Here is a 14,690-nt window from a genome sequence, read left to right as displayed (position 1 = left end):
TTACTCCTTTATCGCTCTCGGAAAGAGCGGAAAACCGTAGTCTACGTTCAATAAAGTCAGCCCCTTGGCGGGCATCGTTTTGCCGAGCAGAGCGCGTTCGCCGCTTTCGAACGCCCGCAAAATATCCTCCGCGCGGATTTTCCCCTCTCCGACGGCAGCGAGCGTGCCCGCAATGATGCGCACCATATTATACAGAAACCCTTTGCCGCACACGTCGAGCACGATATCGTCGCCGCCGAGCGATCTTTCGAGAGATATTTGTGCGGAGAGCACGTGCCGCACGGTGCTTTTTGCCGCCGAGCCGCTCGCGCAGAAACATTTGAAATCGTGCTCGCCTTCTATCAGTTTCGCGGCGGCGCGCATTTTTTCCGGATCGGGCATGCGCTTCAACTGCGCCGCGTAGCGTTCTTTGAGTGGATTTTGCCGCGCGCTTACATAAAAGCGGTAGCGGTAGGTCTTTTGTTTCGCCATGCGGCAGGCGTCGAACCCTTCGGGCGCGGCGGCGCTTTCGAGCACGCGGACGTCCTCGGGCAGAAAGCGGTTGAGCGCGTCCGCCACCCTCTCGGGCGCAATGCGGTTTTCCAAGGAAAGCGAACACACCTGCCCCGCCGCGTGCACGCCCGAATCGGTGCGCCCGCTCGCGGCAACGCGCACGTTTTCGGAAAACGCATCGTAAACCGCCCTTTCCAGCGCGCTCTGCACGCTGTCGGCGTTCGACTGCGTCTGCCAGCCCGAGAGCCGCGTTCCGTCATAGCAAACAAGCAAAGCGATCGTCATACGCGCCTCACTTGTTGAACCAGGCGAGAAAGGCGAACTCGTTGCCGAAATACAGATTGATAAATACGATGCCCGTGATCAGTCCGCCGAGAACGAGAAGCCCCAGAAGATCGCGCCAGGTAAAGGTGAGTTTTTTATATTTCGTGCGCCCTTTCGCGCCGCTGTAACAGCGGGCGTCCATCGCGTCGCCCAGATCTTCGGCGCGGCGGAAGGCGCTCACGAGCAGCGGGATCAGGATCGGGAGCGTCGCCTTGGCGCGCTTGATCAGCCCGCCCGTTTCGAAATTCGCTCCGCGCGCCTTTTGCGCGCTGATGATGCGGTTGGTCTCGTCGGTCAGCGTGGGGATAAAGCGCAGCGCGATGCTCATGATGAGCGCCAGTTCGTGCACGGGGAATCTGATCCATTTGAGGGGCGTGAGCAGGCTCTCGATGCCGTCGGTCAGAGAGACGGGCGTGGTCGTGAGCGTGAGCACCGACGTGCCCATGACCAAAAGAAAGAGCCGCAGCGCCAGAAAAGCCATGTTGACCAGAGATTCCTGCGTGATGGTGATGATCCACCAGTCCACGAGCGGCTTATACGCGCTCTCGCCCGAATAGAAAAACAGATTGAGGATCGCGGTGAACACGATGAGGAAGAGGATCATCTTGACCGAGCGCAGCACGCTGCCGAAAGGCACGCGGGACAACAGCACGACAAATATCAGAAATAAAGTCACCGCGCCCAGCGCGATAAAATTGTCCGCCAGAAATATCGCCACGATGTAGGCGATCACGAAGACGATCTTCGCGCGCGCATCCATGTTGTGCACAAAGGACTTGGCGGGATAAAATTGTCCGAAAGTAACGTCGTTTAACATATGCCCTCTTTGGAACGCCGATACAGCGCGAGAACTTTGGCGGTAAAATCTTCGGTGGAAAAATCCGTGTCTATCTCGATGCCCCGCTCCTTTAAGAGCATACAGATCTTGGCGGTCACGGGCACGTCCAGTCCCAGCGACACGAGCGTTGCGCCCTTCTTGAACAGTTCGTGCGGCTTGCCCTCCATCACCACTTTCCCGTCGGCAAACACTGCGGCGCGGGTGCAGTTTTCGCTGATCTCGTCCATGTCGTGCGACACGATGACGATCGTCTTGCACCATTTGCCGTGAATGGCGTGCAAAAGCTGCATAACTTCTTTTTTACCGAGCGGGTCGAGCCCCGCCGCGGGTTCGTCGAGAATGAGCACCTCGGGTTTGGTGACGATGACGCCCGCAATGGCGACGCGCCGTTTCTGTCCGCCCGAAAGTTCGAAGGGGGATTTGTCCTTGATCTCGGCGTAATTCAGATCGACGATCTCGAGCGCCTCTCTGACGGCCGCTTTCATCTCCTCTTCCTTCATGTCCTTGGCAAAGTTTTTCAGCCCGAACATGACGTCCTTTTCCACCGTTTCCGCGAACAGCTGATATTCGGGATACTGGAACACCATGCCGACTTTGCTGCGCAGTTCCAGAAAATTGCACTTTTTGTCGGCGAGGTCGTATTCCCCCACTTTGAGAGAGCCGCCCGTCAGCCGTATGAGCGCGTTGAGGTGCTGCACGAACGTGGATTTTCCGCTGCCCGTGTGCCCGATGATGCCGAAAAATTCGCCCTCCTCAATGGTGAGCGTAACGCCGCAAAGCGCTTGACTTGCAAAGGGCGATTTGGCGTTATACGTATATGTCAGATCCTGCGCAACGATTCGCATATTTCCTCCGCGACGGTTTCCGCGTCGAACGCGGTCGCGACGGGCATTCCCCCCGCCGACAGTTTTTTGGCGATGGCCGCCGCACGCGGCAGCGCGAGATTGTAGATCTCCAGTTCGTCGCTCCTTCGAAAAATTTCTTCGGGTGTGCCCTGCATGACGATCTCGCCCTGGTTCATGACGATCGCCCTGTCCGCTTCGAGCGCCTCGTCCATAAAGTGCGTGATGAGGATGACCGTCATGTTTTCCTCTTTATTGAGCCGTTTGACGACGTCCATCACCTCCCGCCGCCCCTTGGGATCGAGCATGGCGGTGGATTCGTCCAAGATCATGATCTTCGGCTTGATCGCGAGGACGCCCGCGATGGCGATGCGCTGTTTCTGCCCGCCCGACAGGCGCGTGGGCGTAGACGTGCGGTACTCCTCCATGCCGACGGCTTTGAGCGCGAAACCGATGCGCTCCCCGATCTCTTCCCGCGGCACGCCGATATTTTCGGGGCCGAACGCCACGTCGTCCTCCACGATGGAGGCGACCATCTGGTTATCGGGATTCTGAAAGACCATACCCGCGTTTTTGCGGATCTCGAAGGTCTTTTTATTGTCCGAAGTGTCCATGCCGAACACTTCCACCTTGCCCGAAACGGGCGTTAATAGCGCGTTGATCAGTTTTGCCAGCGTGGATTTGCCGCTGCCGTTTCTGCCGAGCACGGCGACGAATTCCCCCTCTTCGATCGAGAGAGTGACGCCGTTTACGGCAAAGCGTTTGCCGTTTTCGGTATATGAATATTTCACGTTTTCGAAATGAACTGCTTCCATACCTTGATATTATAGCAAAAGCGGAAAAAATTAACAACAGTTTTCAAACACATTCTTTTCAATTCACAAAGCCGAGACCGCCTTTTAACGAAATAACCACAAAAGGATTGACTATTGACGGGAAAAATATTATAATAATATAGGCTTTCGGTGCGATTTTGCACGAAACGCCGTGAAACTTATCAATCGGAAAAAATAATAGTATTCGGAGGTTATATTTTTTTATGAAAAAGATGACGATCGACGGCAATACCGCCGCCAGCCACGTCGCCTACGCATTCTCGGAGGTTGCGGCCATTTACCCCATTACCCCTTCTTCCCCCATGGCGGAAGTGGCGGACGAATGGGCGACTGCCGGACGCGTGAACATGTTCGGCCAGAAACTCAAACTTGCCGAAATGCAGTCCGAAGGCGGCGCCGCGGGCGCCGTGCACGGTTCGCTCTGCGCGGGCGCGCTCACCACGACGTATACCGCCAGCCAGGGTCTTCTTCTGATGATCCCCAATATGTATAAGATCGCGGGCGAACTCATGCCCACCGTGTTTCACGTCAGCGCGCGCGCGATCGCGGCGCACTCCCTGAACATTTTCGGCGATCATCAGGACGTGATGGCGTGCCGTCAGACGGGTTTTGCCATGCTCGCCTCCGGTTCCGTGCAGGAAGTTATGGATCTCGCGCTCGTGGCGCATCTGTCCACGCTCAAAGCGAAAGTCCCTTTCCTGCACTTCTTCGACGGATTCCGCACCTCTCACGAAGTTTCCAAGATCGACGTGATCGACTACGACGAGATGAAACCCCTCGTGGATATGAAGGACATCGAGGATTTCAAAAACCGCGCGCTCAACCCCGAACACCCCATCCAGAAAGGCACCGCGCAGAACGGCGATACGTATTTCCAGAACCGCGAGACCGCGAACGAATACTATAACGCCACCCCCGCCATCGTGCAGGAAATGATGGACAAGGTTTCCGCTCTCACGGGCAGAAGTTATCACCTGTTCGACTACTGCGGCGCTCCCGACGCGGAGAACGTGGTCGTCATCATGGGCTCGGGCGCGGACGCCATGGAAGAGACCGTGAACAAGATGAACGCCGAAGGACATAAAGTCGGCATGATCAAGGTACGCCTGTACCGTCCGTTCGTGACCGACGCTTTCGTCGCCGCCATTCCCGCCACCTGCAAGAGGATCGCGGTACTCGACCGCACCAAGGAACCCGGCTCGATCGGCGAGCCCCTCTATCTCGACGTGTGCTCCGCGCTCTTCGAAAAGGGCCTCAAAAAGATCAAAGTCGTCGGCGGACGCTACGGCCTCGGCTCCAAGGAGTTCAACCCCTCCATGTGCTACGCCGTATATAAAAATCTGGAAAAAAGACGTCCCAAAAACCACTTCACTGTGGGTATCTACGACGATCTTACGAAAACTTCCCTCGACTTCTCCGAAAAATACGACGCGGCTCCCGAAGGCGCCATTTCCTGCAAGTTCTACGGGCTCGGCTCGGACGGCACCGTGGGCGCGAACAAAGATTCCATCAAGATCATCGGCGACCACACCGATATGTACGCGCAGGCGTATTTCTTCTACGATTCCAAAAAGTCGGGCGGCATCACCGTTTCGCACCTGCGTTTCGGCAAGACGCCCATCCAGTCGTCTTACCTTATCGACAGCGCCGACTTCGTCGCCTGCCACAACCCCTCCTACATCACCCGCTACGATATGCTTTCCGACGCGAAAGAGGGCGGCAAGTTCCTTTTGAACTCTTCCTGGAATACCGTGGAAGAGTTGGAGAAGAACCTTCCCGCGCGCGTCAAACAGCAGATCGCGAAAAAGCACCTCAAATTCTACAACATCGACGCGATCAAGATCGCGCAGGATATCGGCCTGAACGGCAAGACCAGCACCATCATGCAGTCCGCGTTCTTCTATATCAACCAGGCAATCATGCCCTACGAGCAGGCCGCCGATTACATGAAGAAGGCCGTTTACAAGAAATTCTCCCGTAAGGGCGACGCCGTCGTCAACATGAACTACAACGCCATCGACAGCGCGATCTCGGGCCTCGTCGAAATTCAGGTACCCGAAAGTTGGCAGACTGCCAAGACGGGCGCTCCCATGGTCAAAATCGCCAATAACGAGTATTTCAAGAACGTGGTCCATCCCATTCTCGCGCTCGAAGGCGACAAACTGCCCACCTCCGCGTTCAACGCCGACGGTTCCGTTCCCACGGGCACCACGAAGTATGAAAAGCGCGGCGTAGCGGTCAAGGTCCCCAAGTGGATCCCCGAAAACTGCATCCAGTGCAACCAGTGCTCTTTCGTCTGCCCGCACGCATGCATCCGCCCCGTCGTCATTGCGGAAGGCACGGAAAAACCCGATTCTTTCGTGACCAAGCCCACCACGGGACTTGCCGGCACGCAGTACAGGATCCAGGTTTCCCCGCTCGACTGTATGGGTTGCGGCGTGTGTGCGAACGTGTGCCCCGCCAAGAATAAGGCGCTGGAAATGGTTCCCCTTGCGAAACTCGTGAAAGCCGAGAGCAAGAACTGGGATTATTCCCAGAGCGTAGAGCAGGCCGACACCGCGGCGTTCAAGCGCAGCACGGTGAAGGGAAGCCAGTTCAACCAGCCTCTGTTCGAGTTCTCGGGCGCGTGCGCGGGCTGCGGCGAAACGCCTTACGTCAAAGTCGTCACCCAGATGTTCGGCGACCGCATGATCATTGCCAACGCCACGGGCTGCTCCTCCATCTACGGCGGTTCCTCCCCTACGTGCCCCTACACCGTGAACAAGGACGGCCACGGCCCCGCATGGGCGAACAGCCTGTTCGAGGACAACGCGGAATTCGGCTTCGGCATGAATCTTGCGTATAAAGCAAGGCGCGAAAAACTGGAAACGGAAGTCAAAGCGCTTGCCGAAAACGGCTGGAAAGAGTACGCGGAAGGAAAGGCGGCCTGCGAAGAATGGCTCGCGAACATGAACGACGCGGAAGGCAGCAAAGCGGCGGCGGAAAAACTGGTCAAAGCGCTGGAAAGTTGCAAGGACTGCGGCTGCGAATGCGACGCGCTCTGCAAGGAGATCTATAAGGCCAAAGACTGCCTCGTCAAGAAATCCATCTGGATCTTCGGCGGCGACGGCTGGGCTTACGACATCGGTTACGGCGGCCTCGACCACGTGCTCGCCTCGGGCGAAAACGTGAACGTGCTCGTCCTCGATACCGAAGTGTATTCGAATACGGGCGGCCAGGCTTCCAAATCCACCCCTACGGGTTCGGTCGCGAAGTTCGCGTCCGCGGGCAAGCGCGTCAAGAAAAAGGATCTCGGAATGATGGCGATGAGTTACGGCTACGTATACGTGGCGCAGGTATCCATGGGCTCCAACAAACAGCAGTTCCTCAACGCGATCGTCGAGGCTGAAAAGTACGACGGGCCTTCGCTGATCATCGCTTACGCGCCCTGCATCAACCACGGCATCAACATGAGCAAGAGCCAGGACGAAGAAAAGCGCGCGGTGGACTGCGGCTACTGGCAGTTGTACCGTTTCAATCCCGAACTTGCGGACGAGGGCAAGAACCCCTTCACGCTCGACAGCAAGGATCCCACCGCCGATTATCAGGAATTCATCCTCGGCGAGACCAGATACTCCTCGCTTAAAAAGACGCAGCCGGATCTTGCCGACAAACTGTTTGCGGAAACGGAAAAAGAGAGCAAAGAACGTCTGGAAAGTTACAAAAAATTGGCAGGCAGGGAATAAAATATCCCGCGCCTTCGAATCAAAAGCCCCGCGGCGCTGCCGCGGGGCTTTTTATGGCGTTTTCGTGGATTTTTTCGGAAAATCGTGCAAAAATCTTTCCAATGATATTGACTTTTCGGCAAAAATGGAGTATTCTATTTAAAATAAGAACCAAGGAGGGGATTTTTATGCATTGTCCGAAATGCGGCAATAAATTAGTATTGAAATTTTGCGAAAACGAAGGTCTTGTCCCCTACTGCGAAGTGTGCGAAAAATTCAAGTTTCCGCCTTTTTCCACAGCGGTCAGTATGGTCGTCGTCAACAAGACGCAGGATAAAATCTTAATCGCAAAACATACGAAAAACAACGATTTTCTGTTGTTCGCGGGCTATATAAAAAAGGGCGAATCGGCAGAAAAGACGCTCGTGCGCGAGATCAAAGAAGAGACGGGACTCAACGCCGTCAAATATAAGTACATGAGTTCCAAATATCACGAACCGAGAAACGTTCTGATGCTCAACTTCATCGTCGTCGTCAGCGACGGCGAGATCGTCTTCAACGAGGACGAGATCAGCGAGATCAAATGGTGCGGATTCGACGAAGCGCTTCAAACGGTCAGCCGCGATTCCACGGCGGAATTTTTTCTGCAAAACGCAATTGCGGAACTCAAAAAGAACAAAATTTAAAAGAAGTCCGTACCGCAAGAATGCGGTACGGACTTCCTCTTTTTCCTTATTTTCTCTTAAAATTTTCGCAGCAAGTGCATTTGTCGGCTTCGCAATCGCAGGTGTTTCCCACGGTGATCTTATCCAAAGAGCAGTTTCTGCCTTCGCAGTTAAACATGCATTCGGTCACTTCGCAGCCGATGGAATGATTACATCTATCCATTTCAACTTACCTCCTATATGCTATTATGCGCAGAAAGCGGCGTCTTCATACAAAGAAGGGTTGACATTTTCGCGCTTTCCATGTAAAATAAAACCATATCATCTGAGGTGACAATTATGAAAGTAATTTTAAAACAGGACGTAAAAGGCACGGGTAAAAAGGGCGCGATCCTCGAAGTCAGCGACGGCTATGCCAAAAACTTCCTCCTGAAAAAAGGATTGGCGGAACAGGCGTCCTCCGTGGCGGTCAACAGCCTGAAACTGCAAAAAGAGGCGGAAGAACGCAAAAGAGCGGAAGAGATCCGCGAGATCAAAGAACTTGCCGCAAAGATCGACAAGACGGAAGTGACGCTTTCCATCAAGTGCGGCGAAAACGGCAAAGTATTCGGCAGCGTGACTTCCAAAGAGATCGCTTCCAAATTGGAAGATCTGGGATTTGCCGTCGATAAAAAGAAGATCCAGTTAAAGGACGCGATCAAAAACGTGGGCATATATCCCGTAGAGATCCGCATGATGGAAGGCGTGATCGCCAAAATCGCGGTCAAAGTGATACCCGAAGAAAAATGAGGACCGAACGGGAAATGTTTGCGCTTTTGCGCGGTTTCGCCCTGTCGGACGAGCGCATCCGCGCCATGTGGCTCAACGGCTCACGCGCGAATCCCGACGCGGATAAGGACGTTTTCATGGATTACGACGTCGTATGCGCCGTGACCGACCTTGCGCCCTTTGTCGATGCAACCGACTTTTTGCAACGATTCGGCGAAATCGCCGTCATGCAGGAGCCCGAAGGCCCGCCCTACCGCGAAAACAAATCGCGGGAGCGCTACGCGTATCTCATGCAGTTTGCCGACGTCAACCGCATCGACCTGGGTTTCGTTCCGATGGAAACCGTGCTTGCCGAATACGGCAAAGATTCGCAGACGCTGCTTCTTTTGGATAAAGACGGCATCCTGCCCGCGATCCCGCCCCCTTCCGACAGAGATTACCGTGTAAAAAGACCGACGGCACAAGAATTTGCGGCGTGTCTGGGCGAATTCCGCTGGGTGGCGCCTTACGTCGCCAAGGGCATCCGACGCGGCGAGCCGACCTACGCGCAGGCGCAGATGAACGGCTGCGTGCGCCCCGAACTTTTGAAAATGCTCTCCTGGAAAGCCGCCCTTGCCTCCGGTTTTCAAATCAGCGCGGGAAAGTGCGGAAAATATCTTCGCCGTTATCTTTCGCAGGAGGAATACGCGTTGCTCCTTTCCACGTACAGCGGCGCGGCTGCCGAAGAAATGTGGAACGCCCTTTTCGCCGCGTTCGATCTGTTCATGCGGAGCGCGCGAAGCGTCGCCGAGTCGCTCGGGTTCGACGACGAACGGCAAAAGTCGCAGGCGGCGCTCGATTTGATACGTAAAATGAAAAATTTATAAAAGGCAAGCGCCCCGCAACGTATGCGGGGCGCTTTTTTACAGCGATGTAACGCGCTGTGTTTTGCGCAGTCTTTCGGCGGGCTGCGCGGGGCGCAGGCGGCGCACGACGAATTTGTAAAGTTCGCCGACAGGTATGATAGCGAGCGATGCGGCGAACACGAAAAGCCACTGTATCGCCGTCAGTTGCACGATGCCGAACGCAGCGCGGAATACGGGCACGAAACACAGGATCATATTCACGGCGATGCCGATAAATACGGTCAGAAACATCATTTTGTTGGAGAAAAATCCTTTCCCGAAAGTCGATTCGACGTCCGAACGGATATTGAAGGAATGGAACAGTTCCAAAAAGGACAGGACGAAGAAAGTCACGGTCACAGCCACGGCGTTGCCGTATGCATTGACGCAGTAGATGAAAGCGAGAATGACGATGAGCGCCTGCACCGCGCCGAAAAAGAGCATGGAAACGACGGAGGGCGCGGCAAATATCTCCGACGCGCGTCTGGGCGGGCGTTCCATCACGTCGCGGTCCGCGCCTTCCGCGCCGAGGGCGAGAACGGGCAGGCTGTCCGTGATCAGGTTGATCCACAAAAGTTGCGTGGACGTGAGAAAATCGAATCTATACAGCACGAGCGTTACGGCGAGAATACATAAAACTTCCGCCAGATTGGTCGCCAAAAAGAACTGAATGGTCTTTTTGATGTTGGAAAACACGCGCCGTCCCTCGCGCACAGCCGTGACGATGGTCGTGAAATTATCGTCGGTAATGACCATGTCCGAAGCACTCTTTGTCACGTCCGTGCCCGAAACGCCCATCGCGATGCCGATATCCGCCGTACGGATACTGGGCGCGTCGTTAATGCCGTCGCCCGTCATTGCCACTACGTTGTCCTTTTTCTGCAAAGCGCGCACGATCATCGTCTTGTGTTTGGGGCTGACGCGCGCGAATACTTTATACTGCGCTATGGACTCGAAAAACGCGCTCTCCGCCATGGCGTCGATCTCCGCGCCCGTGATCACCTCCGACTCGTTTTGGGCGATCGTGAGCCGTTTGGCGATGGCAAAAGCGGTGTCGGGATGATCTCCCGTGATCATCACGGTCGTGATGCCCGCGCGGCGGCATTCGCGCACCGCCTGCGCCACGCCCTGCTTGGGCGGGTCTATCATGCCGCAAAGCCCCACGAAGATCAGATCTTCTTCGAAAATTTCTTTTTCGTATTCGCGGCAGGCAAACCCCAATACGCGCAGCGCGCGCTTTGCCATATTCTGCACCGCGTCGGAAATGGCGCGCCTGTCGGAAAGCGTCAGCGCACGCACGCCCGACGAGGTCAATATCCTCGTGCATTTTTTCAGGACGATGTCCGCCCCGCCCTTTACGTAGCATAGCGGGTATTCTTTTTCCGCCGCCACGCTCATCATTTTCCGTTCGGAATTAAACGGAATGGTGCCGAGGTGCCGATAGCCCTCGGCGGTATGATCCCATTTTTTCGCGAAATTCACGAGCGCGGTTTCCGTGGGATCGCCCAGAAGTTTGTCGCCGTCCGCTTTCACGCTGTTGCAGACCGCCATGCAGGCGAGCAGCGTCCGGTGCACGGGCTTGTTCTTATCCGCGGTTTCCGAAGCCGTGAAATCCGTCCAGATCTCCTCGACCGTCATCTTGTTTTCTGTGAGCGTGCCCGTCTTATCCGAACAGATATAGTTGCAGCCGCCCAGCGTTTCCACCGCGTGCAGTTTTCGAACGACCGCGCGCTCGCGGCTCATTTTCTGTACGCCGAGCGCCATGATCACGGTGACGACCGCGGGCATGCCTTCGGGTATGGCTGCGACGGCCACGGCGACCGCCGCCATAAAGTTGCCGAGGATCCCGCCGTCTTTAAAGAACAGTCCGAATATAAAGATGACAGCCGCCACCGAAACGACGAATGCGGTGATGATCTTTCCGAGTACGGACAAAATCTTTTCCAGCGGCGTCATAACCGCTTCCGCGTTGTCGATGAGATCCGCGATCTTGCCGATCTCCGTATTTTGTCCCGTGCCGACGACGAGCGCTTTCGCTTGTCCCCCGACCACGAACGTAGAGGAAAAAAGCATATTCTTCCGATCGCCGAGAGAAGTCTTTTTGTCGCTCAGAATATCCGCGTTTTTCTTCACGCCCTGCGATTCGCCCGTCAGGGCGGACTCGTCGCATTTGAGCGCATCGCATTCCAAGATCCTGCAATCGGCGGGAACCATGTTCCCCTCTTCCAGATAGACGATATCGCCGGGTACGATGTCCTCGCTGCCGACCATCTGCGTGCGGCCGCCGCGGAGCGTCTTCACTTCGCATATAGAAAGGCTTTTCAGTTTTTCGATGGCGGTATCCGCGCGGTACTGCTGGATAAAGCCGACAAAGGTGTTTAAAAGAATGATAAAAAGAAGGATACCCGTATCCACCAATTCGCCCCTGTCTCTCGTGATAAAGGAGATACCTGCGGAAATGGCGGCAGCGCAGATGAGAAGGATCGTCATGATATCCTTGAACTGCGCAAAAAACAGGCGCAGGGCGCCCCCCTTCTTTTGTTTTTTCAGCGTGTTGGCGCCGTGTTCTTTGAGGCGCTTTGACGCCTCCTCTTCCGAAAGTCCCTGGCCGCTTGTCTTTAATTCATTCAGACAAGCCTGCGTGCCCATAAGATGATAATCGCGCATTACAACCTCGTGAAAACATTTTACTCTAAATTATGTTATTCGCCGCCCGCCGCGTTTATGTTCGCCGCCCGAAAACATTTCGATTTTGTCCGTGAAAATTTTTCTTAAAAACCGCAAAATGATTTGACAAATCCCCCCCGAACATGATATATTTATAAAGTCATCTGCGGGGGTGTAGCTCAGTTGGTTAGAGCGCATGCTTGACATGCATGAGGTCATAGGTTCGAGCCCTACCATCCCCACCACGTTTAACCTAAATTGAACATCTCAAAAAGGTGTTTGGTTTAGGTTTTTTCTTTTGCCGCGGAAAGCCGTTTAATCGCGTTTAAGGCTCGAAATCGGCAATTTACGGCGCACAATGCTTTCGGTCGAGTAAATCTCCGTAACGGTGAGCGGCGGCGGTTTATGCCGCGAAAGGCTCTTGACGCGAGTCGGAGCGTGTTAGGCTGTTTCCGCCGAAGGCAAACCAAAACCCCGTACCCTGTTTGGGTGCGGGGTTGCATGGTTTCGCCCGTATTTGCCCTCAAACACGCTCCGAGAGAGGCTCGTGTCAAGAGCACCGTGGAATAAATAGCCGCCGCTTATACGGTCATGATCACTCGTATCGCGCGCATGGCGGGATTAGGTTTATTCTGTATGATATACGGCATGAAAGCAATTTCATCGTAAAAAGAAAAGCCCTGACTGTTTCCGTCGGGGCTTGTTTGTATGGGGCTATTGTAGTAAACTATCATTTTGTCGTTATACAATACGATTTGCTTTATAAGCAGGTTTATCAGCATTTGCGGCTCTTTCAGTAAAGCCTGTTCGTAATATTTCCGTATCTTATCTTCGGATAGGGTTATCTTTGTTTTGCTCTGTTCTATCAATATATTTCTTTCGAGTTCCGTAAGTTTGTTTTCGAGTTCGTGCAAACGCTTATTTGTCGTAGCGGAGATAATACCCTGTTCGATAGCGGACATCAAGTTGTTCAATGCCGTTTCCGTCTGACGCTTTTCCGAAAGCAATGTTTTGAGTATCGGGCTTTCTTTGTTCTGCATTTCCTGTATCTGCATAAGCCCGTCAACGACCTTGTTCATTGTATCGGGCTTGGAGAGTTCGCGCAGGATAGTTTCAAGTACAAAGTTTTCCAAAAACTCTTTGCGTAATGCCGTTTTTTCACAACCGTTGCGATACTTTTTTCTGCCGTGGCATTTGTAGTAGTGTATCACTTCACCGTTTGAGGAAGTACCGCTTTCCGCGCTTATCGGGTGTCCGCAATATCCGCATTTCAGTTTATGGCGCAATAGGTATGTTACCTGTACGCTCCTTTTGCCGTACTTGTTCTTTTGTACTTTTGCCCGTACTTTATCGAAAATTTCAATCGGTACGATTTGCGGATAGATATTGTCGTATTCTTCGCCTTTATTGCGGTAAATGCCGAGATACTTTTCATTTTTCAGTATATGGTACACGGTATTGGGCGCAAACGGTTTTCCGTTATGGTAAACGCCGCGCTCCGTCAAGGCTTTGATAATCGTAGGCACATACACGCCGAGGGCATATTGCGAAAATATGTAACGGACAATATCGGCTTTTTCGGCATCATCAACGATTTTGCGGGCAACCACTTTGTACCCGTAAGGCACGCCCCCGCCGCAGTAAAAGCCTTTCTTACGGCTCTCGTTCAACCCGCGCAATATCTTTTGGGAGAGTTCTTCGGAATAATATTCGGCAAGCCCGATATACATATTTTCAAGTAAAATGCCGTCAAGGTTCTTGGTGCCGTCTATATTTTCCGAGGTGCGTTGCGTAGCGGAAATAAGCGTTTTACGGTTCTTTTTCAAGCGTTGTTTATTGACGGCTATCTCAATGGAATTTCTGCCGAAACGGTCGATTGCATATACAAGCACGATTTCCCACGTTACGGGCTTTTCGCTGTCGGACAATAACTTTTGAAATGCGGCGCGTTGGTCGTTCTTGCCTGTCATGGCGCGGTCGATATAGGTATCGACGATTTGTAAATCGTTGTCTTGTGCATACTTTTTGCAAACGTCTAATTGCCCTTCGATAGACTGCTCGGTCTGGCTTGCGCTGGAATAGCGTGCATAGATAACTGCTGATTTCATGATACATAACTCCTTTGAATTGTTTTTTGTCTTTCGACGGAAACGGACGAAACGGAAACGCAAAGTCTTTCCCTTATCTGTCCGTGTGTTGTCTTTCCGTCAAGGGTTGCCGCAGGCAATGTATTTTACCCTTGACGGAAAGGGTGTTTTCGTTTACGCTCCGACGGACGAAAGACAAAAAGGATTGTTTTCCATTTCTTCTTTGCTCAATTCTTTTATTTCTGCCAATACCGCGGAGAAAAAGGCATTTGTTTCGCAATCTGATAAAGGCGCTATATACAAGTCATTCCCCGCGATATAAGTTAAATCCTGTCGTTTCATATTCTTTCCCTGTCCGTAAAATCTTTATGGACAGATTATATCAAAAACGAATTCAAATTGGTACGGACTGTTCCCGTACAAAAACCATTATCAATCGGATTGTTTTCATTAAATATCGTTTTTTTTCGTACTCTTCCCGCAGATATACGGTTGGGGAAAAGAGAAAAGCCCTCGGACAAAATTCCGAGGGCTTTCAAAAGACTTTTATTCCTTTACTTGTATAAAAGACAAGCGCACGTAT

Annotated in this window: 12 protein-coding genes and 1 tRNA gene; 5 read left to right on the top strand and 8 right to left on the bottom strand. The window is 53.3% G+C overall.

Annotation, left to right across the window (positions count from 1 at the left end):
* The 4 genes from truA to ESZ91_RS08240 are packed head-to-tail and all read right to left on the bottom strand — an operon-like array spanning position 1 to position 3,311.
* Entirely contained in the window at positions 1–777 is a 777-nt protein-coding gene (truA, locus tag ESZ91_RS08255; RefSeq protein ID WP_129226036.1) for a tRNA pseudouridine(38-40) synthase TruA, read from the bottom strand.
* 7 nt (positions 778–784) lie between these two features.
* Positions 785–1,633 carry an energy-coupling factor transporter transmembrane component T family protein gene (locus ESZ91_RS08250; RefSeq protein ID WP_129226034.1) on the bottom strand — a complete coding sequence of 283 codons (849 nt, stop codon included), beginning with the start codon at positions 1,631–1,633 and terminating at the stop codon, positions 785–787.
* The gene (locus ESZ91_RS08245) at positions 1,627–2,499 is read right to left on the bottom strand and encodes an energy-coupling factor transporter ATPase (protein WP_129226032.1); all 873 of its coding nucleotides are present in this window, start codon (positions 2,497–2,499) and stop codon (positions 1,627–1,629) included. Before ESZ91_RS08245 ends, ESZ91_RS08250 begins: the two co-directional genes overlap by 7 nt.
* Complete coding sequence (locus ESZ91_RS08240; RefSeq protein ID WP_129226029.1) at positions 2,475–3,311, bottom strand: energy-coupling factor transporter ATPase; 837 nt, start codon at positions 3,309–3,311, stop codon at positions 2,475–2,477. The genes ESZ91_RS08245 and ESZ91_RS08240 overlap by 25 nt, the downstream gene beginning before the upstream one ends.
* Positions 3,312–3,535: 224 nt before the next feature.
* Between ESZ91_RS08240 and nifJ the strand changes: the two genes are divergently transcribed.
* Positions 3,536–7,057, top strand: coding sequence for a pyruvate:ferredoxin (flavodoxin) oxidoreductase (nifJ, locus tag ESZ91_RS08235; RefSeq protein ID WP_129226026.1), 3,522 nt, complete (start codon positions 3,536–3,538; stop codon positions 7,055–7,057).
* Positions 7,058–7,224: 167 nt separating this feature from the next.
* Positions 7,225–7,722 (top strand): NUDIX domain-containing protein, encoded by a 498-nt coding sequence (locus tag ESZ91_RS08230; RefSeq protein ID WP_129226023.1) that lies wholly within the window; start codon positions 7,225–7,227, stop codon positions 7,720–7,722.
* A gap of 46 nt (positions 7,723–7,768) precedes the next feature.
* Here ESZ91_RS08230 and ESZ91_RS08225 read toward each other — a convergent pair whose 3' ends face one another.
* Positions 7,769–7,924, bottom strand: a complete 156-nt coding sequence (locus ESZ91_RS08225; protein ID WP_129226020.1) for a DUF1540 domain-containing protein — start codon at positions 7,922–7,924, stop codon at positions 7,769–7,771.
* A 116-nt stretch (positions 7,925–8,040) separates the two neighbouring features.
* Here ESZ91_RS08225 and rplI point away from each other — a divergent pair, with 116 nt between their 5' ends.
* Both rplI and ESZ91_RS08215 read left to right on the top strand, forming a co-directional pair.
* On the top strand, positions 8,041–8,490 hold the full coding sequence (gene rplI / locus ESZ91_RS08220; protein WP_129226017.1) for a 50S ribosomal protein L9: 450 nt from the start codon (positions 8,041–8,043) through the stop codon (positions 8,488–8,490).
* Positions 8,487–9,335: an aminoglycoside 6-adenylyltransferase gene (locus ESZ91_RS08215; protein WP_129226014.1), complete on the top strand. Its 849-nt coding sequence runs from the start codon at positions 8,487–8,489 to the stop codon at positions 9,333–9,335. The genes rplI and ESZ91_RS08215 overlap by 4 nt, the downstream gene beginning before the upstream one ends.
* Before the next feature lie 36 nt (positions 9,336–9,371).
* Here ESZ91_RS08215 and ESZ91_RS08210 read toward each other — a convergent pair whose 3' ends face one another.
* Complete coding sequence (locus ESZ91_RS08210) at positions 9,372–12,020, bottom strand: calcium-translocating P-type ATPase, PMCA-type (protein ID WP_129226011.1); 2,649 nt, start codon at positions 12,018–12,020, stop codon at positions 9,372–9,374.
* A 168-nt stretch (positions 12,021–12,188) separates the two neighbouring features.
* Between ESZ91_RS08210 and ESZ91_RS08205 the strand changes: the two genes are divergently transcribed.
* Positions 12,189–12,265: transfer RNA gene (locus ESZ91_RS08205), tRNA-Val, on the top strand.
* A 336-nt stretch (positions 12,266–12,601) separates the two neighbouring features.
* Here the strand turns inward: ESZ91_RS08205 and ESZ91_RS08200 are convergent.
* Positions 12,602–14,128, bottom strand: coding sequence for a recombinase family protein (locus ESZ91_RS08200; protein WP_129224476.1), 1,527 nt, complete (start codon positions 14,126–14,128; stop codon positions 12,602–12,604).
* Between the two features lie 153 nt (positions 14,129–14,281).
* Complete coding sequence (locus ESZ91_RS11600) at positions 14,282–14,449, bottom strand: hypothetical protein (RefSeq protein WP_154071819.1); 168 nt, start codon at positions 14,447–14,449, stop codon at positions 14,282–14,284.
* Positions 14,450–14,690 lie beyond the last annotated feature (241 nt).

Origin of the sequence: Candidatus Borkfalkia ceftriaxoniphila (genome assembly GCF_004134775.1) — a bacterium.
Lineage (GTDB): Bacteria > Bacillota > Clostridia > Christensenellales > Borkfalkiaceae > Borkfalkia > Borkfalkia ceftriaxoniphila.
This window is presented reverse-complemented; position numbering and strand designations above follow the sequence as displayed.